Origin of the sequence: Primorskyibacter sp. S87 (assembly GCF_049801055.1) — a bacterium.
Taxonomy (GTDB): Bacteria; Pseudomonadota; Alphaproteobacteria; order Rhodobacterales; family Rhodobacteraceae; genus JBNAGF01.
Genome location: NZ_JBNAGF010000001.1, coordinates 466,888 through 486,335 on the forward strand (window position 1 = coordinate 466,888; position 19,448 = coordinate 486,335).

Genomic DNA, 19,448 nt, shown 5'->3' on the forward strand with positions numbered 1-19,448 from the left:
CTCGTCACGGAATGAAACAAGGGTTTTCAGAGGTGGACAAGCGGCGCCAACCCAGGGCGTCTGGAACGGTGTCCAGTCGACCCGGCGCAAAACGGGGCCTGAAGTGTCGCAGGCCTGGAACGATCATGCGAACAACGCGCAGGGGCACATCTGGACGGCTCTGATCCAGGCACCACACTTGCAGGCCGCGCGCGTCAAGGGCACCGGTCAGCTGCCGTAATGCCGTTTCCGCATCCGGACTTGGCGGCGGCGCAAGAGGGGCAAACGCGGTGGCAGCAGCGCCGGCGCCGGGCCGTAAAAAGGTGAAATCGTCCCCTGTGGGCGCGGACGCTTCGGGAAGCAGCGGCAACCCGTCCCAAGGGTTGCCGCCGATCATCTGGGCCAGCTGATCAGGCAGGGCTTGCAGCAGCTCGGTCAGGGAGCGGGACAGTGCCACGTCACGGGAAGGATGTGCGCCAAATCCCATGAGGACGGGGCCGATGTCACCTATGGGCCAAGCCACGGCTGCGGCCACAGGAACCCCGAGATCGTGGGTTAGGTCCCGAAAAGAGAGGTCATATCCCAATCCGGCAAGCACCTGCTCGACCTCGTCGGCCCAAGGATCCCGAAGCATTGAAACGGCAATTTCGGGCAGGTTGGCTCGGGACCACCACCAGATGCCGACCGCGTCGCGTTCGACCAGTTCCAGCAACCCCTGAAGCCGGGCGTCGGTCATTTTCTGGCCGGCTGCACAGCCATTTGAGTCTGCCCAACCAACCACAGCGCAGCCTTCGTCGGGTCGAAACTGGTGCCAGCAGAGCGCCGCTGGTGCCCAGCCAAATCTGCCCGCATCCTCGCCGGTCAGGGCCTCGATCCGGCTCCATTCAATCACGTCCTCTGCACGCCTGGGTGGTGGGACCCGAGCCGAGGCTGCTCCGAGCGCTTGCCATTTCATGTGATCGGCCTGTTGCGCGCTGCTGTAGAGCATCCACGCTTCTGGCAAGATTACCGGCCCATCGAGTGCCTCTGCAGGACAGGTGGCGTGCACATCTTGGGCGCGCGCCAGCCCGGCATAGCGTTCCATGGCTTCGGCTATCGCTCCGACACGAGTGCTGTTCGAGTCGCGGCCCTTGCCGGCCGACCGTCCCTGGCGGTTCCCAATCGTTGCGGCCAGATCCGGAGAACTGAGCGGAAAGGCGTGCCGGGCCCGAACGGTTTGGTTGAGCATTTTTGCTTGGGGGGACGTGGGCAAAGGCCGCAAGTCGCGCACAATACCGCTGACCGGATCCACGAATTGTTCCAGATCGGGCAGCAGGTCCCGTGCGGCGATCGGACGGTATCCGCCTTCACGAATGGAGGCCAGCATTGGTAGATCGGGTCCGAGACCGGCTGCTGGTGTGTTGCACACAGGGCAGCCACCCCGCGCCCGCGCCCGCGCCTGCGTCGTACTTCCATCCGACCTCTTTCGCAGCAGGATCGCCCCAGCCGGAAGCTGAGGCAGCCGTTGCAATGCATCGGCCAGAAACTGCATATCGGCAGATTGCTCGTTTTCAGGCAAACGCGCGGTTTGCAGACTGTATGCCGACGGATGCGCGTCCAGAAATCGACCAAGATCGTCATGTTCGGTGGCGATATGTGACAGGCAATCCAGACAGGGATCTGTCGCAAAACCGTTGAAAAGGGGCCCGACGGCTACGCCTTCGGTGTCAATATGCACAGGGCACCAGGGCGTGGCCGGCAGAGAAAGGCCTGAAAGCGCGCTGAGCGGTGTTGAAACCACAAACATTGCCTCATCTGACGGCCTTTGGTTTGAGCCCCAAAGCGAGAATTCTGCCCGCTCAATTCTCTCTGTGAAACCAAGGGCAGGGTCCGGCACACTTGCCTGATCCGCTTCGTTCTCGCATATCAATCCGCCTTCGCGGAGATCCGTAAGCGCGGAGACAAGCGTCACCGGCGGATGTGTTTGGCAGAGATGAAAGAACAGCTCGTCCGCAGTTGCCGGCGCAGAATGAAGATAGCGGGCGCAATCTATTGCAAGCGAGCCCGGAAAGGCATGCAGCCCATCGGGAAAACGGGTCAGCAGCCCCTCTCCGGGCAACACCCAGATGTCCGCCTCGGGTGGAAGCCCAAGGCGATAGATATCAACGGCGCTTGCGTCCATAAAGAAAAACGGGGCGGGTATCGCCCGCCCCGGTCACCTCAGCAGCAATACATTGGGTGAATTGTCGCCTTTCCTTCGGCGATATCCTTTGCATGCTCGTCCGACATGTTGGACGGCTTGTCCGGGAAGCTGAACTTGGCGTCAGGATCCAGCCCAAGGCTTGCAGCATGTTCGCGCACAGCAGAGCGCGGGTCTTTTTCATAAGCGGCCCGGAAGCCGGGGTCGGACCAGGCTTTTGCGAAAATGCGGCCCCAGTCCTGTTCGGTCAATGCAGTCATTGTATTCACTCCCTGTTGAAAATGGCGTGTGCCAATTGCGTTCTGCCCGTCAATTGCCCAGAGAAAGTCTTCTTTTTGTTTTTGGCTGGTCCCGCTCACACCTTTGCGGGATTTCAAGAGCGTCCATCACGAACCCGTTTCTGTCAAGTGTTTCAACTCGCTGCTGGTTGCGAACCTGAATCCAGTTGTCTCATACGGCGAGCCGCCTCCTGAAACAGACCCGAAGCCGCAGCGTCGCCGGGATTGTCACGGAGCACGCTGCTGAAACTGACACATGCGTTGACCCAATCGCCGCCTTCGAACATCCGAACACCCTGCTCAAAGAGTTCCAGTGCTTCGATTTTTGCCAACCGAACCTGTTCGGGTTCGGCATCAACCAGTTCGTGGATCCGCGTCAGGCTCTGGCGGCCGAGTGTTTCGACCTCACCCAGATACCTGCATTTGTGGGTCGTTCCATGCCGCTTTCCGGTATCATCCAAAGCCTCGTCTGAAATCAGCACCTTTGCCCCGAAACGCTTGGTCAGTTTCTCCAGCCGGAATGCCACGTTTACCGCATCCGAAAGGGCGTCGATCTGCATTCGATTTCCATCGCCCACGACCCCAAACATGATCTCTCCGCAATGGATGGCAATGCCGGCGTTCAGCGGGTCGCCTTCCTGAGGATCCCAGCCCCGCTTTTCCAGCCATCTCTGGAACGTGACGGCAGCGCTCATTGCCGTATCCGACCCGTCCGGGAAAAGGGCCAGAACTCCGTCACCCATGTATTTCAGGACAAATCCACCATGTTCGCGGACCGCCGAAGAGAAACCGCCAAGAAAGGCATTGATCCGGGCGAATGTCTGGCGTGGATCAAGGGTTTCCGCCGCCGAAGAAGACCCTCTCAGGTCTGAGACCATGACAGTCATCCGGCTGGCGCGCGCGTCGGTCAGCTGCACTTCTTCGATGCTGGAGCGATTGAAAAGGCGGGCAAGTTCGGCCGGAACAAACCGATCGGCTGCTTCCAGCAAGTTCGATTGCCGGTCGTAAAGCAACGCGTTGTCCCATGAAATTGCGGCTTGAGCGCAAAGCGCGTCGAGCAGATTCAGGCGCAGGCCAGAAAAGGCATCAGCGACCCCATCGTTTTCCAGATAGACCAGACCAAGGACCCGGCCGCCATTGATCAGGGGGACAATAGCCAGAGATTTCGGAGCCCTTTGGGCAAAGAACGGATCACTCGACAGCCGCGTGTCCGAGGCGACGTCGCTGGTCGAAATTGCCTGCTGCGACCTGGTTACTAGCCGCAACGCGGACAGCGGCGCCATGTCGGACTGGCACAAGCGGGCACTGCCGACATCTGGTTCGCTGGCAAATACCGGCCCCTGATCTCCGGCCTTGAGCTGGGCGATCAGTCGGAAATCGCTTCCGTCAGGTGCCACAACCAGTGCCGAGCTGGCTCCGGCTGTTTCTACCACACCGGCAAGCAGGGCGCGCAGCAACTGCGAAACTCGAACCTCCTGCGAAATCGCGCGTGTGGATTTGAGGAGGGCGCCGAGATCCAGTTGCTCGTCGCGCATCGATAGAGACAAGCTTTCCTGGGCGCCTTCCTTGATCGCCGAGAAGCGGTCAAGCTCCTCGTGATGGGCAGCGGACAGGTCCGCAACCTTGGCTTCGGCGCCGTAATGGACCCACGCACGCCAAGCATCCCGGATGAAATGGGCATATCGGCGCTGCCGACCGCGGGCTCTGCTGACTTCGGCGATACGTTCCAGAATCATTGCGGCATCGCGCGTGAACGATTGCTGTGTGGCGTGATCTGCTGCAGCCTCCATCCCTTCAAGCCACGCCGCGTCATCGCCTTCAGCCAATGCGAGTTCCGCGGATACGACCAGCATGTGATGGCGATAGTTCATCGGTGCCTGCTCAGCCCAATAGGACGTGAGGGCAGTGCCATGCATAAGGATTGCGTGATCCTCGTCGGACAGGGCGACCCCTTCAGCTGCGGGCACGGCAATCATGGCAAAATGTGCAAAGAACGCGGGCTGCGCAGGCGTGCTGGTTATGCCGTCCAGAACCGGGTAGGCCATGCGCCCCTGTTGCAGGGCAGCGTCACGCTGCCCATGGATGTGGGCCAGCAGCATTTGTGCGATATGGAGTTGCGCCATCCCGTTGGCATCATGCCGCTGGCGATAGGTTTCCAGCAGGCTCTCGCCGTCGGTATAGGGTCCGGACAGCTTGTCGGGGTGTTCGGGGCGTTGGCGCAGCCCCGAGAGGGTTTGTCGATACAGGCCGATCAGGTCGGGCATGATGCCGATCTTCAGGTCCTTGCAGAATGCGTCCGCCTGAGCAAAGGCCTCATCGGCCTGCTCCATGCGTTCACCGATCCAGAACAGCTGAAAGGCGTGATCGAAAGAGGCCAGGCCTGCCATGTTGGTATCGCCACAGGCGACGCCTGCGCGTCGGGCTTCTTCGAGCCCGGCCAGCGTATCACGAATCGGATCCCTGCGGTGACGGACAAAGGCGTTGAAGATGGTGTCGACCCTCGGGCGCAACCGGTCCAGCTCGTGGGTTTCGATCAAGCCCCGAGCCAGCATCGAAAACCCATAACCCATTTCGACCTGATTCATGGGTCCGCAGCAAACAAGGCCAAAATCGTTGAAGCCAACGGCCGAGTGTTCGGTGAAGCCGTCAGTGATAGCCCGGGCAGTCAGGCGCGCGGCGACCACGGCAAACATCAGCGGGTTGACGCTGAAAGAGGGGAACAGGGTCGCATCGAGAACCTGTTGAACTGCGACCCGGGCCGGGTCGGACGCCGCAGGCAATTCGGACAGTGTGTCGATGCCTCGTCCGCCAAGAGCGGCAAAGATGCCGCCGACCTCGGCTTCGATCTCGGCCGGGCCGGGCGTGTCGGGCAGGGGGTCTTCCAGTTCTGCCAGCGCAGAGCGCCCGATTTCGATGGCCTGATGGGACCGGTTCTGGCCGACCTGCGAAAACAATCGCAGTGCATGGATGCCGGCGCGGGCTTTGGGCTCTGGGCAATGGTCAAGGAAGGTCTCGAAATGTCCATCGGCATTCTCGAACGCGCCGACCAGCATGGCTGCGGCACCGGCCCCACCTGTTATTTCCAGCGCGCCGCCCGGATCGGCTGCCCAGTCGGTCTCGTCCAAAAGCGCGACGGCCGAGGAAAAATGCTCGTGGCTGCGGCGCAGGTCGCCGGCTGCCAGCGCAGTGCCGCCTGCTGCGGCGTTGAGGTTGCGGGTCATCGAACGCGTGTCGGGATCGGCCTCGGAAGTCAGGGCGCTGGACAGGTGGCGCGCGATATCAAAAAGGATTTCGCCCTTGGGTTCACCACCCGCTTGGTGAAGCAAGTCCTGCGCCAACCGACCGTGGGCGGCCTGACGCACCTCGTGCGGTGCCAATTCCCGCGCCGCATTCCACACTCTTTCATGCACGAATCGCAGGCCCGGATTTTTCTTGCCGTCCCCGGAGGAAAACACCGGCACCAGCCAGCCCATCGCAACTGCCCGTTCCAACGCGTCGGACAATCCACCTGGCTCGACACCAGATGCGGCCTCAGCCTGAGCCATCGTGAACGTGCGGCCAACGCAGGCCGTTGCACCAATCGCGGCCCGTTCGAGTTCCGTCAGGGACTGCCCGCGGGACAGCAGAAGGTCTACGACGTTTTCGCCTGCGTCACCGGCCCTGATTGCGACAAGATCCCATTGCCACTCACCCTTTTGGGGATCGAAGCGGATGATATCCTGATCTACCAGAGCCCCAAGAAACTGGCCGACCGAAAGGGGCACGCCGCCCACTTTAGAAACAAGAGCCTGAGCGAGCGGAAGGGTTTGACGGTTCGGTTGGCGGAAAGTTTCCGACAGGATTTCGGCAACCGCTTCGGCGGAAAGTTCGCCGAGCCGCAAAGTCTGATCGGCGATGATCACGGAGGGTGCGGCCCCGGTAGCCTGTGCATCGGCGTCCGCCTCGGGCATCCGTTCCCGGCGGGTCAGCAGCAACAGCAGATGCTCTGGTCCCTCCGGCCGGGGTAAGCCATTCAGCAGGTTGAGGGTTCCGAAATCGGCGGCATGGACGTCCTCGGCCACCAGCACCAGTGGATGGGCCTGTGATGCCCCCAACCGCAGAAAGCGACGTAGTGCCAAACCCAGCCGTTCGGCATTTTCGCGGGGCTGCAACTGGGTGGCAGGCGCGCTTTCACCGACAAGCGCGGCAAGCTCCGGCCCCAGTCCTGCAAGAACCGAGAGCATTTCGCCCATGCCGTCGCGCAGGATCCGGCTCCAATCTTCGAGTGCGCCATAGCGACCGGTCAGCAATAGCTCGGCCAGCGCCGAAGCAGCCTCGATCAAGCCGCCTTCGGCATCGCCGTGGGCGTCAGCGTCAACATTGCAGACCACGAACAACCCGTCGCTCCGGTCAACATAGCTGCGCAGGGATTCCACCAGGGTCGATTTTCCAACGCCGGCGCGACCTGAGATTTCAAGCGTCATCCCGGAAGGTTTGCCTGTTCGAATCGCATCGAAGGCAAGCCGAAGTTTTTCGCGCTCGGCGTCGCGACCGCGTTGTGTCATCGAGACAGAGAGCCTGCGCGGTATGTCGGACGCGCCCAATTCATACGCTTCGGGAATCGGGGCGCCTTCGACCAGCGCAAGGCAGTATTCGAGGTCTGCCAACAAACCCGACACTGTCTGGTAACGCTGTTCGGGTTGTTTGGCCATCAGGCGGTTCACCACCGATACAAGCGCGTCCGGAACCGTCGGCAACAGGTCCCGCAGAGGCCGTGGTTGCAGGGCCAGATGTGCATAGACCTTCTGCAGCAGATCGCCGGGCGGGAAGGGCAGTTCGCCGGTCAGCATCTCGAAGAGCATGATGCCAAGCGAGTAGAGATCCGCCCGGTGATCTGCGCCCAACGACAGTCGACCCGTCATTTCCGGAGCGATGTAGTCCGGCGACCCTCGCAGGCCTTTGCCCTCGCGCGGTGGCAGGCCGCCGCGCTCGGAAAATCCAAAGTCGATCAGAACCACGTCGTTTGGTGTCTCGCCCACCAGCACGTTATGCGGATTGATGTCTCCGTGCATGATCCCGGCCTCGTGCACTGCCTCGAGCGCACGGGCAAGAGCGATACAGATGCGCAAGGCCTCCGCCATGCTGGGCGGGTTCTGCGAGATCCGTTCACCTAGGATCTGGCCGCCATGATCCTGAAGGACAAGTGCTGGGCAGTTGTTGTCCCATGTCAGTTCCAACGCCTTGACCACGCGCGGCGAGTCGATCTCGCGGATCAGGCGGTATTCTCGTCGCAATGCTTCGACCATGTCAGGAGACACGGCTTCGCGCTGCAGGATTTTAAGGATGACCGACTGATCCCCTTGCTTTCCGCGACGCGTTACAACCGGCCCGCGTTTCTTGAGAGTCTCGGACAGGGTGTATGTGGCAAATTTCATCGTTTCCCTAAAATGCACCGCCGGTGTGGTCAGCTCGCATCCCTGTTTTAAGTTCTTCCTGCGTCGCCCAAACCCTGAGTTTCAGGACAACCCGACCAAGGCGGAAATCAGTTTGTCGGCACGCGGCACTCCCCATCCGGTGCATGCATCAAACCCGTGTTCCGCTTCGTAGCCGGGGCCGTCGGGCGCAACCTTGTTGTTACCAATACGAATAGACTCGAACACGTCACCCTTGTTCCTTGCTACATCATACAAACGTGAATTGAGAAAACCCAAGCGTTTCTTGCCCTTGCGAACGCGCATCTGGTTGGCCATCGTGATCAGGGCCGCGTAAAACGGTGCGACCGCGCTGGTGCCACCGAAGTATTTCTTTGGCGCTCCCGGGATCTCGAAATCCCAATCCTGCATTGCTGCAAGAGCTGAGACATCCGGCAGGATCCGCCCGGTGCCTCCTGCTTGATTGGCTGAGGTGACTTTCAATTGGGCCTGCCAGTCTGGCAGATCGAATTGTTCGCTGACCCCACCGCCTGTGGCTAGGCCGCCAGTGGCGGTGTTGTTCCAGACAATTTCCTGCCGCTTGCCACTTGCTTCAACCAACTCCGTTCCGCCACATGCCAACACGTTTGGGCTGGAGGCGGGGAACATGCAGTTTGCCCTGCTGTTTGGTGTGTTTTCGGGGCGCATTGTCTTGCCGTCGATCAGTCCGACCGCCCCAAAGTCTCCGGCTGCCGCGCAAACGGTGATGCCGGCACCGGTAGCGGCGGCCAGCGCGTCCTCGACCTTGCGGATCGTGCCGGAGGAGACATCCTTTTCTGCCGCGCCCCAGGAAATCGAAATCACGTGGACCTCATCTTTGACCGCCTGCGAAATCGCGTTCGCCATCGCGCTGTAATTGAGCGCGCATCGATAAAGTCTCAGCGTTGCCGCCGGGCAGAGTGTGCCGATTATCTCGAGATCGATATGGGTTTCGATTGCTGCCGGGCTGAGACCCGGCTGAGCAGGGCTGTGATCGTCCACGATCACCAGTTCCGGCATGGGCACGCCGAGCTTTTCGAAATCCTTTCTCAGCTCGTCCGGGTCCACGATCTCGCCAAGATCTATGATCGCCACGATCTCGCCGGTCCCTTCGAGATCACGAGGCGTGTGGTAATGATCGGCCATGTCACGGGGTTTCCAACCCGGGCGGATTTCCTTGGGAGTCATTGCGCGTTTCCCTCTTGGTTTCCGACCTTTACCAGCAGGCCGCATGATTGCCCTCGCTGTCAAGGTCACGATCTTCGCCGCGCAGGTTGATCCCTTGGTGTCGAGGCAATGCCCTGCGCAAGAGGTTTGAACTCTGCAAGCGCAGGGCCGCGCTTGATGCGCAGGCCCTGATGTAAATGATCGCACCCCGTTGCCGGTGGCACCGGGATGTGGCACAAGCCATCGCAACACACAGGCAGAAGAGTGACGCAATGACAGATTTCGCCGAACGCCGCCGCATGATGGTCGACACGCAGGTCAGGCCGTCGGATGTGACTAAATTCCCCATCATTGACGCGATGCTGACAGTTCCGCGGGAACGTTTTGTGCCGGACGGCCAACGCGAGGCAGCCTATGTCGGTGAAAATGTCGAACTCAGCGAAGGCCGCGTTGTTCTCGAGCCGCGTACTCTGGCAAAAATGCTGGACGCGTTGAATGTGTCCAACTCGGAGCTGGTGATGGATATCGGCTGCGCCTACGGCTACTCCTCGGCGGTCGTCGCTCGCATGGCGCAGGCGGTCGTTGCGGTGGAGGAAGACGAAACACTTGCTGCCGAAGCACAGGATCTGCTTTCCGAAGCCGGTGCCGATAACGTGATCCTGCATACCGGGCCGCTGTCGGAAGGTGCCGAGGAACACGGCCCATATGACGTGATTATCGTGCAGGGCGGTGTTGGCACTGTACCGGATCAGATCCTTGCGCAGCTCAAAGACGGTGGCCGGATTGCCTGCCTGTTCGTCGAGGACGCGCTGGGCACAGTGCGGATCGGGTACAAGTCCGCAGGGGTGGTTTCGTGGCGGTTCGAGTTCAATGCCGGCGCTCCGGTCTTGCCGGGATTCGAACAAGTTATGGCATTTGCGCTATAGCTGGCGGACAAAAAATGACCCGGCATTGCTTGAGGCAATGAAAGCGGGCAGTATGCCGCAAAACAATAGAGCCAAGAGAGCAGTGGAGATACAGGTATGCGCTGGGCCGTAGTGAGTGGATTCGCGAAGACCGCGATGCTTGTCGGAGCTGTCTCCGTGGCAGCGTTTGTGCCTGATCGGGCGAAATCCGAAAATCTGGCAGATGCACTGATAAGTGCTTATAATACAAGTGGTTTGCTGGATCAGTACCGTGCCTTGACCCGGGCCGCTGACGAAGATGTTGCCATTGCCGTTTCGGCGCTGCGTCCGGTGATAGACTGGAGCATACGGGCAGGCCGGGATCTTCAACGGATCCGGAATACCGGCGGCACTCTGACCGTGGACAGTCGCACGTCGAATTTCTTTACCGGGCTAAGTTTCGAGCAATTGCTGTATGATGGTGGCGCGGCATTTCTGGGCAAGCAGTCTGCTCAGGAATTTGTTCTGGCCACACGGCAAACGCTACTGGATATCGAACAGGAGGTTCTGTTCGACGCAGTCGTTGCCTATGTCAACGTCCTGCTGCAGGAAGAAAACGTGTCGCTCCGCCAGAACAACGTTCGTGTTCTCGGCGAGGAACTCAGAGCCGCTCAGGACCGTTTCGATGTCGGTGAAGTCACCAAGACGGACGTGGCGCTGGCTGAATCCCGATTGGCCAACGCGCGCGCCAACTTGTCGGTTGCCGAGGGTGACCTGCGTGACGCGCGGGCTCAGTATACAAATGCGGTCGGGCGGGCACCGGGTCAACTGGCCGGCGCGCCGCGCATGCCAAAGTTTCCGGCGTCACTTGCTGAAGCGACGAATATCGCAATGCGGAACCACCCACGTATCCTGCGCTTTCAGCACGAAGTGCGCGCCGCCGAGCTTGGCGTTCAGCAAGCCCGCAAGGCGCTTGGTCCTTCGGCGACCATCCGCGCGGATGTCGGCCTGACCGACGCAATCGGAACCCCGCAATACAACCACAATGGCAGCGTTGCGCTTCAGTTCCGGCAGCCGATCTATCAGGGCGGCAGACTCGCCGCTCAGGTGCGCCGTGCGATGGCGCAGCGCGACTCGCTCAAAGGTGTTTTGATCACAACGCAGCGGGACATCACGCAGCTGGTCAACGCAGCTTATGTGCGTGTGCAGGCAGCCCGGGCGACACTGGTTGCCACCAACGAACGGGTACGGGCGGCTCAGGTTGCATTTGATGGTATCCGCGAAGAGGCGACCTTGGGTGCCCGGACGACGCTGGACGTGTTGACCGCCGAACAGGATCTGCTTGATGCGCAAACCGCCCGCGTACAGGCCCGCGCCGAAGAAATCGCCGCTGCATACCAGCTGGTACAGGCGCAAGGGCTTCTGACTGCGGAACGACTGGGCCTTGCCGTGCAGATCTATGACCCGACGATCTATTACAATCTGGTCAAAGGCGCGCCGGCGAATGTCAGCCAGCGGTCTAAAGATCTCGACCGTGTCTTGGAATCCTTAGGCAAGAAGTAACAATTTTTGCTATCTGTTGTGGGATGGTGGGAGTCGGTCTAAACTCGGTTTCGAGGTGAGAGTGGTAGCAAAGATGTCTGATCCCGTTAAAAGCGCTCAGATTGAGGATGTTCTGTCTTCAATTCGCAGACTCGTCAGTGAGGAAACTCGCCCCGAACCCGCGGCAGAGCCTCAGAACACGGCTCCGGGCCGATTGGTTCTGACACCCGCATTGCGCGTGGCCGAAGTTGACGACACACATTTGGACACGCATGACGAGAGTTCTTCTGGGCAAGAAGCTGCGGAGGCAGAGGTCGATGCCTATGCCGAAGATCTTTCGATGTCGGAATTCGAAACTGCAGATGAGGCCGAAGACGACAGCTTGGACAGTGTCGATGAAGCCATTGCAGACGACCCTCATCCCTTGGATTTTGACCCGCATGTCAATCCGAATACCAGCGAAGCGCCCTGGAAAGATCCAAAGGCGACTCTGTTCAGTGCAGTTCGGGACGAAACCGACGAGTTGATCTGGACCGAGCGCAGCACGATCTCGGAAGAGGCAAGCAAGCCTGACCTGCCGGAATTCCGCCATTTCCGGGCGCGACCTCGTGTCGGAGAAACGGAGACCGCACACGACACTGCAGTCGAACAGGACGTTGCAGCTCGAGAAACAAGTGCTCTGAACAGCGATGCACCTGCGTCAGAGCAAGTGCAGGAACCGCACATTTCGCAAGTCCCGGCCGACGTGGATGCACCCGAGGATACTGTAGATGACGCAACCGATCCTGGGGCCGGGTACGACGAACCTGTATCCAGTCAGCTGCAGGAAGAGCTGCCGGAAGCAGAATTGCCATCTGATGTTGCCGAGCAACTGACCGCAGCGGCACATTCCGATCGATTGAGCTCCAAGATCGAGGCGCTGGAGGCGGCCATTGGTCAAACCGAAGACCAGTGGGAGCCGGACGGGGAAATCGGTGACGACTATGCCGGAACTCCGGTGGAAACGATCGAGTGGGAAGACCATCACGAGGACGCGGCCACCGAAGAAGAAACTCAATCCGAGGTGACGCAGGAGCAACCTGAGACCTTTGCCGAAGCATCGATAGAAGAGGCCGACCAAACCGGCGGCTTCGAAGATCCGGGCACCGGCAAAAGCAATCCTGAACAGGTCGCTGCATATGACCAACCGGACGCAGAAACCGATGACGGCGACATCTACGAAGAAGATCGCCTTGACCCGTTGGTTTCCGACGAGGCGATCCTTGATGAGGATAGCCTGCGCGAACTGGTGGCTGATATCGTTCGCGAAGAACTGCAGGGCGCCTTGGGTGAACGTATCACCCGCAATGTCCGCAAGCTGGTCCGGCGGGAAATCCATCGCGCGATGACCGCTCAGGAACTAGACTGAAACGCCTTACATTCAGCGCGATCAGTTGGAAATGCCCGGCGGATTAGGCTGGAGTTTCAGTCGTTTACCTTTGGGTGGGTGCCTCGGCCAGAGACCACAGAAAATCCAGATCCATATGTTGCTCCAAATGAGTCGCAAGTGCCTCCAGCGTTTCTTCGACGCCCTCTTCGTATGTTGCGTCAGAGCGGTGCCCCAACTCGTTCAGGAACCGGGAGCGAAACGCATCCGAAGAAAACAGGCCATGCAGATAGCTGCCCCGGATCCGGCCGTTGGCAGAGGCCGCGCCCTCGGGGCGACCATCAACCTCAAGCCACGGGCGGGAACAGTCAGTACCGTCAGTTCGTCCAATGTGAATTTCGTATCCGGTCACCGGTTCTCGGCCGGGCAGGGCGATCGCATTCCTCTGAACAACCTCTTTGTCGCCGGTCATCACAGTGTCAACATCCAGTAGCCCAAGCCCTTGAAACTTGCCGGCGCGGCCTTCGATGCCTTCGGGATCATCAATGCTGTTTCCAAGCATCTGGTAGCCCCCGCATAAACCCAGCACGTGCCCACCTCGGCGCACATGTCCCAAAAGGTCGATGTCCCAACCTTGCGACCTGAAGAAGGCGAGATCCCCGATGGTTGACTTGCTGCCCGGCAGCAGAACCAGATCAGCATCGCCGGGCAGGGGCCGGCCAGGCGGAATGATTTCGACACTGACTTCCGGTTCGGCCGACAACGGGTCAAGGTCGTCAAAATTGGCCATTCTTTCCAGCTGGGGAACCACAACCTTGCATGCACCGCCCGGTTGGGACCTGATGTCCATCATGTCCTCTGCCGGCAATCGCCATGCTTCGTTGAACCATGGAACGACTCCGAGACAGGGCCATCCGGTGCGGTCGGCAATGTCGTCGCGGCCGGCATCGAACAATGCAACATCTCCTTTGAACCGGTTCACGGCAAACCCGCGGATCCGGGCTAGATCGATGTCGTCGAGAACGGCTTGGGTTCCAACGATCTGGGCAATGACACCGCCGCGATGAATGTCACCCACCAAAATGACGGGCACACCTGCCGCGCAGGCAAACCCCATATTGGCGATATCTCCCTGGCGGAGATTGGTTTCGGCTGGGCTTCCCGCGCCTTCGATCAGGACCAGATCAACGCCCGCACAAAGCCGGTCAAAACTTTCAAGTGCTGCGGCTAGCAACGTCGATTTGTCTCGTCGATAGTCGCTTGCCCGCATGGTTCCGCGCCGCTTGCCCTGCACAATGATTTGCGCACCGGTGTCGGTTTCCGGTTTGAGCAGGATCGGGTTCATGTCCGTATGGGCTGGTTGCTGAGCTGCTCGTGCCTGCAGGGCCTGCGCCCGACCTATCTCACCGCCATCATTGGTCACGGCGGCATTGTTTGACATATTTTGAGGTTTGAAAGGAGCCACGCGCAATCCGCGCCGGGTAAATGCCCGTGCCAGGCCCGCCACAAGCATCGACTTCCCGACATTGCTGCCGGTTCCTTGAATCATGATGCAGCGAACCATCCTGCGCCTCCACCGTTCGTTTGCAAATGACCCGATTTGCGGAAAAAGGAAAAGCCTTTTCCGCCATGCCCGGTCTTGAGCGATACGTTTGGTCCCGCTACGGGCGGAGGCGCGATGATCTGGTGGTTTGGCAAATTTTCTGTGCGGCAGGCAAGCAAAGTAACGAAAGCCAAATCACCACCAGTCAGACGTGGTGGCAAGGACCGCGAAAAAAAAGCGCGCCCCCCAGAGCGCGCCTTTTTAATGACGGGTTTCCAGTCGGAAACCGATGTTTTCTCAGGCAGCTTCGGCCTGTTGAGCGGCGTTGCGACGCTCGCTTTCTTCGCGCGACAGGGCGACCGAAGTCCGCACTCCGCGTCCCACGAATTCCATCAGCCCCTGAACGACGCGTTCATTGGGGTCAATTCCGGCACAGGACAGAACCTCGCGGCCATCGCGAGAGCGAGCCCAGCGGGCGATCTGTTCCGGGCCGTTGCCATACTTCTTGTCGTCGGCGATGGCGTCGTCGAGTGCGGCCAACACAACGGCCGCGAACAGTTTTCGTGCACGATTGCCCTGTTCATTGTTAAAGGCAGTGCCGTCAACGAAATCTTTCATCTCGTTTTCCTTATTGTTCTTGCTCTTGCAATTTTCGGCGTGACGTTCCTTATGACCTATCCTGCGCGATTCGGATACCCCGAATTTGCATAGTAGCGTTGCGTCAAGCGCATAGCTTTCTGCGAGTGCAGCACTAGGTATCGTTGTCTTGTCAGGTTTAGTCCCGCCATATATAGGAGCGCCAAACGCTGCATCAAGCTTGTGTAAAGGAAATCTCTCATGCCCAAAATCAATGGGAACGAAATTCGCCCCGGCAATGTCCTGGAACACAACGACGGTCTTTGGGCAGCCGTGAAGGTCGATCATGTGAAACCTGGAAAGGGCGGTGCCTTTGCTCAGGTCGAGCTTCGCAACCTGCGCAATGGCTCCAAACTGAATGAACGGTTCCGGTCCGCAGACAAGGTGGAGCGTGTTCGGCTGGAGCAGAAAGATCAGCAGTTTCTGTATGAAAACGACGGGATGCTGGTTTTCATGGACACCGAAACCTATGAGCAGGTCGAACTTCCCGCGGACATTCTGGGCGACCGTCGGCCGTTTCTTCAGGACGGTATGACTATCGTGGTCGAGTTTTACGAGACCGAGGCCCTGAATGCGACACTGCCGCAAAAAGTGACCTGCAAAATTGTCGAGACCGAGCCAGTGGTCAAAGGTCAGACGGCGGCGAACTCGTTCAAACCGGCGATCCTCGACAATGGCGTCAAGGTCATGGTTCCGCCCTTCGTTGGGCAGGATGAAATGATCATCGTCAACACCGAGTCCATGGAGTACTCCGAACGGGCATGACGTTACGTCTTTTTCGATTTCCGGAGGTTCCGGACAGGGCCGTATCGCTTTGCAACGCGATGCGGCCCTTGGTTTTTGGCGCGGCCCGGGTGGTGTTGGAACTGTGCCATTCCCGGGATCGCGCGCGTCAGACGTTCTGACCGGGCGCGGTTCGATCCCTTGCCGCTGCGCCGCGAAACCCGGGTCCGAAGATCTCCAGCAAAAGCTCAAACTTGATCCGGTTTGCGCTGACCTGGCGATAGAACGCGATAAGAAACGCTGTTGGCCCCTGAATCCGGCCAAGACCGATCGTTGCGGCCACGACTGTTCCGACATCCGTTTTCCCGTCGATGACCAACCATCCCCCGAGCAGAAGCAGACCAACCGTGCCTGCACCGTTGATCGCGCTGAGAATGAACTTGCTGGACAGCTTCCAGATAAACATCTTTCGCCGCGTGTCGTAGATTTCATCGAATCTGTGTTCCACGTCCTGCCCGACGGTGGCGATCTGCTCTGCGGTCAGTGCGTCCGTGGCCGCCCGCAGGATGCGAACCCGTTCCGCAACATATTTGTTCACCTGACGCTGCGAGATCAGCACGATCAATATTTGCGGCAGGATCATTGACGCAGCGATCAGGCCGAGAAAGGGCTGAGTTGCTGCAATGAAGCCGATAACACTGATCAGCGTGCCGATCTGCACAACCGGCTCGGAAAAGGCGGCACCGGCAAATTTGCCAAGTTCTTCGGCCTCGGCAGAAATTGCCGTGGTCAGCGTACCCCTGCGCACCCGATCGCCTTCCGCTTCCTGTTCAACAGACCCATGAAATAGCAGGCGTCTGATGTGGCGTATGACATCCTCACCCAAAAGACCGGAGCGATACCCCGAGATCCATTTCAAGACGAGACTGAGAAGGATGGCCCCGAACATTCCCGCGCAATAGAGCAACAGCTCATCTGTGCTCATGCTCTGGTCGGTTAAAAGGTTGACGATCTCTTTCTGGAAATTCAGCGACACCGGTGCCAGCGCCGCGATTCCAATAGACAGCAGGATCAGAATGATCTGGCGGCGTCCGCTAATCCGCCAGATTGCTGCATAGAGTGCTAACACGCGATATTGGCCCGAATTTTGTGGTTCCCGGTGTATCGTTGCTCGGACCTGCGCGGAATGCAACGGGTTGCCGTTGCAATTGCCCTGACCGCGGTATTCTTCACTTGGCGGGCCGGGTTCTGCTGATCACCGTTACCTCCATCCCCGGGCGCAACTGTCCCCTGGGGTTAGGCATCTCCGCCCAAAGCGTCAGCGCTCCGGAAACAGGATCGACCGTGGCCGACACATGGGTGGGCGTCGTTTTCTCTGGATAGGTCCACGTGTCCGTCAACTCAAGGCTCACCTGGATCCGCTCAAGCAGGCTGTCCGGGAAATGCAGGTTTTCAAGATCCAGTTCGTCGATGCGCTCGACGTAGGGCACCTGAAACTCCACCCGAACCGGATCAAGCTGAACGATTGTGGCCAATGCGTCGCGTCCTTTTTTGACGTAAGTTCCGATACTCACTTGCGGAGCGCTGATCACGCCAGATATCGGAGCCCGAATCTGGGTCCGTTCCAGATCGATCAGGGCGCCTTTCAGTTTGGCCTGAGTTTCCGCACGCACAGAATCCGCAAACGCTTGCGCGACTTCGGCCTTGAGAACCTGCACCCCTGTGGCAGAGCCGCGTTCCTGCAATTGTTTGAGCCGCTCGAAATCGTCGCGGGCCGATTTCAATGTTGCCTCCGCGCTCAGAACATTGGCCCGTTCAGTAGAAAGGGCCAATTCGAACTCGGTGGCATCAAGTGAAAAGAGCAGATCACCTTCCTGCACCCGCTGACCCGGGACAAAGTGTATTTCGGTTACGATGCTGGCAATTGCGTTTGAGACATCGGCCTTGTTCTGGGCAAGGATCCTTCCGGCGAACCGCTCTGTGTCCTGTAGTTGAGCCCGTGCGGGTAAGACAGGCATTGACCACGAAGTGAGAGCAAGCAAAAGGAATGTGAGAACCCGTTTCAACATGTTCCAAGCTTGGCAGCAGCCTAGGCAAAGTCAATCGCGTATAGCCAAATCCACTTGTCTGTCGTGCTGGCTCAGCCGGCCCGAGACACCTCGGCGGTGTCCGCCTTCATCTCTCCGTCGGCCCGATCAAACCGCAGGTAAGCAATGCCGGATCCGCCAGATTGCGTGAAAAGCGTTCCGGCCTGCTTGCCGTCTGCCATGATGGTTGTTCCGATCGGCGCGGCCCCTTCGACCGAAACCCGGGCCAGCCCTTTGCGAAGTTCGGTCTTGTGTTTCATTCGCGCGGTCACTTCCTGACCGACATAGCACCCTTTGCGGAAATCGACGCCGTGCAGACGCTCAAACCCGGATTCCAGAATATAGCTGTCTGCCGTCAGTTCGATACCGCTTTCGGGAATGCAATGTGCTACCCGGATTGAATCCCAATCCGTGCCGTCATCGGATTCCGGCGCGTCTGAGTAACTGCGCCACCCGAGATCGGGGTGCCGCGGATCGGCAATGCCGCCATCCGGGGCCGGTCCGGTTCCGCGTTGCAGGTGCAAGTCGGTCGCCTCGATCTCTACCGCTGCTCGCAGTTTGTACATCATCAGTCTTTTGTGCAGGTCAGCGGCCAGGCTTTCCGCGACATCCAGAAGCACAGCGTCCCCGTCGGGCACGAGAAAGAAATCGGCAATGTACTTGCCCTGCGGGGTTAGAAGCGCGGCATAAACCAACCCTTCGGTCAGCCCGGCGACATCATTGGTCACCAGTCCCTGCAAAAAATCGTGGGTGTCCGGTCCGCTCAGGCGAAAGATGCGGCGTGTCGGTGTGGATGTCATGTCTGGGTCGCTCCCCGGGGATTGCGTCGCGCCCTGTGATATAGGAAACCGGGCGCGCCTGACCAGAGGAGTATCCGGTGCCAGCCCAGACCGACCGCGCCCCGATCAGTATCGTGATCCCGACGCTTAACGCGATGGGAAACCTGCCGCGTTGTCTCGAGTCGCTGATGGAGGGATTGCCAGCCGGGTTGATCAGAGATGTCATCGTAAGCGACGGCGAGTCGGAGGATGCGACGTGCAGGTTGGCCGAAGCTGCCGGTGCCAGCGTCGTTTCAGGTCGCGCGTCGCGTGGCGGTCAGTTGCGTCGGGGCTGTGCCCTGGCCAAGGGTGACTGGCTGTTGGTGTTGCATGCCGACAGTGTGCTGCCACCCGGATGGGCCGAGCAGGTTGCAACGCATATACATGAATCTTCTGACCCTGCGGCGTTCCATCTCAGCTTCCGGGCTGCGGGTCTGGCTCCCGTCTGGGTGGCCGGTTGGGCCAATTTCCGAAGCCGGGTATTCGGGCTGCCGTTTGGCGATCAGGGCCTGCTGTTGCAACGGGCCGATTATGAAAGCGCTGGCGGTTATCCGGACATCCCGTTGATGGAGGACGTTGCGCTGGTCCAATCGCTTAAGCGAGCAGGCAAGCCGCCGGTTCTGATATCCACGATCATCAGCTCTGGGGCTGACAGATATCGATCCAACGGATGGGTACGCCGGGGCGCGCGAAACCTGTGGACCCAGATCCGCTACTTTGCAGGGGTCAGCCCGGAAAAACTGGCCCGGGCTTACATGCGCTGAAATCCTGCGTATCCGGTTTCCGGCTCCTTGCGTCGAAATTGCAGTTTCCCTGA

General features: G+C 59.5%; 14 protein-coding genes. 5 read left to right on the forward strand and 9 right to left on the reverse strand.

Translation table 11 applies throughout. The features are described 5' to 3' along the window. Positions 1-4 precede the first annotated feature (4 nt). The 4 genes from ACP15U_RS02390 to ACP15U_RS02405 form a co-directional block, all read right to left on the reverse strand. Positions 5-2,140, reverse strand: a complete 2,136-nt coding sequence (locus tag ACP15U_RS02390) for a YcaO-like family protein (protein WP_425043521.1) — start codon at positions 2,138-2,140, stop codon at positions 5-7. A gap of 38 nt (positions 2,141-2,178) precedes the next feature. Continuing rightward, positions 2,179-2,418, reverse strand: coding sequence for a hypothetical protein (locus tag ACP15U_RS02395; protein ID WP_425043522.1), 240 nt, complete (start codon positions 2,416-2,418; stop codon positions 2,179-2,181). A gap of 152 nt (positions 2,419-2,570) precedes the next feature. Then, a complete protein-coding gene (locus ACP15U_RS02400; protein ID WP_425043523.1) occupies positions 2,571-7,850 on the reverse strand; it encodes a protein kinase domain-containing protein in 5,280 nt (1,759 codons plus the stop codon). Between the two features lie 81 nt (positions 7,851-7,931). Next, positions 7,932-9,053 (reverse strand): S53 family peptidase, encoded by a 1,122-nt coding sequence (locus tag ACP15U_RS02405; protein WP_425043524.1) that lies wholly within the window; start codon positions 9,051-9,053, stop codon positions 7,932-7,934. 251 nt (positions 9,054-9,304) lie between these two features. On the opposite strand from ACP15U_RS02405, the gene ACP15U_RS02410 reads away from it, so the two are divergent. The 3 genes from ACP15U_RS02410 (at position 9,305) to ACP15U_RS02420 (ending at position 12,866) form a co-directional block, all read left to right on the forward strand. Continuing rightward, positions 9,305-9,958: a protein-L-isoaspartate O-methyltransferase family protein gene (locus ACP15U_RS02410; RefSeq protein WP_425043525.1), complete on the forward strand. Its 654-nt coding sequence runs from the start codon at positions 9,305-9,307 to the stop codon at positions 9,956-9,958. 96 nt (positions 9,959-10,054) lie between these two features. Further along, on the forward strand, positions 10,055-11,479 hold the full coding sequence (locus tag ACP15U_RS02415) for a TolC family outer membrane protein (RefSeq protein ID WP_425043526.1): 1,425 nt from the start codon (positions 10,055-10,057) through the stop codon (positions 11,477-11,479). A 73-nt stretch (positions 11,480-11,552) separates the two neighbouring features. Beyond that, positions 11,553-12,866, forward strand: coding sequence for a hypothetical protein (locus ACP15U_RS02420; RefSeq protein WP_425043527.1), 1,314 nt, complete (start codon positions 11,553-11,555; stop codon positions 12,864-12,866). A 64-nt stretch (positions 12,867-12,930) separates the two neighbouring features. Here ACP15U_RS02420 and ACP15U_RS02425 read toward each other — a convergent pair whose 3' ends face one another. Both ACP15U_RS02425 and ACP15U_RS02430 read right to left on the reverse strand, forming a co-directional pair. Further along, the gene (locus ACP15U_RS02425; protein ID WP_425043528.1) at positions 12,931-14,373 is read right to left on the reverse strand and encodes a cobyric acid synthase; all 1,443 of its coding nucleotides are present in this window, start codon (positions 14,371-14,373) and stop codon (positions 12,931-12,933) included. Positions 14,374-14,664: 291 nt separating this feature from the next. Continuing rightward, the gene (locus ACP15U_RS02430) at positions 14,665-14,985 is read right to left on the reverse strand and encodes a DUF6280 family protein (RefSeq protein WP_425043529.1); all 321 of its coding nucleotides are present in this window, start codon (positions 14,983-14,985) and stop codon (positions 14,665-14,667) included. Positions 14,986-15,204: 219 nt separating this feature from the next. Here ACP15U_RS02430 and efp point away from each other — a divergent pair, with 219 nt between their 5' ends. Next, the gene (gene efp / locus ACP15U_RS02435; RefSeq protein ID WP_425043530.1) at positions 15,205-15,768 is read left to right on the forward strand and encodes an elongation factor P; all 564 of its coding nucleotides are present in this window, start codon (positions 15,205-15,207) and stop codon (positions 15,766-15,768) included. 127 nt (positions 15,769-15,895) lie between these two features. Here the strand turns inward: efp and ACP15U_RS02440 are convergent, their stop codons facing one another. The 3 genes from ACP15U_RS02440 to ACP15U_RS02450 all read right to left on the reverse strand — a co-directional run bounded on the left by ACP15U_RS02440 (position 15,896) and on the right by ACP15U_RS02450 (position 18,613). Continuing rightward, positions 15,896-16,855 (reverse strand): ABC transporter transmembrane domain-containing protein, encoded by a 960-nt coding sequence (locus tag ACP15U_RS02440; protein ID WP_425043531.1) that lies wholly within the window; start codon positions 16,853-16,855, stop codon positions 15,896-15,898. Between the two features lie 100 nt (positions 16,856-16,955). Then, entirely contained in the window at positions 16,956-17,795 is an 840-nt protein-coding gene (locus ACP15U_RS02445) for an efflux RND transporter periplasmic adaptor subunit (RefSeq protein WP_425043532.1), read from the reverse strand. 71 nt (positions 17,796-17,866) lie between these two features. Then, complete coding sequence (locus tag ACP15U_RS02450) at positions 17,867-18,613, reverse strand: YgfZ/GcvT domain-containing protein (protein WP_425043533.1); 747 nt, start codon at positions 18,611-18,613, stop codon at positions 17,867-17,869. A gap of 77 nt (positions 18,614-18,690) precedes the next feature. Here ACP15U_RS02450 and ACP15U_RS02455 point away from each other — a divergent pair, with 77 nt between their 5' ends. Continuing rightward, positions 18,691-19,395 (forward strand): TIGR04283 family arsenosugar biosynthesis glycosyltransferase, encoded by a 705-nt coding sequence (locus ACP15U_RS02455; RefSeq protein WP_425043534.1) that lies wholly within the window; start codon positions 18,691-18,693, stop codon positions 19,393-19,395. Positions 19,396-19,448: the final 53 nt, after the last annotated feature.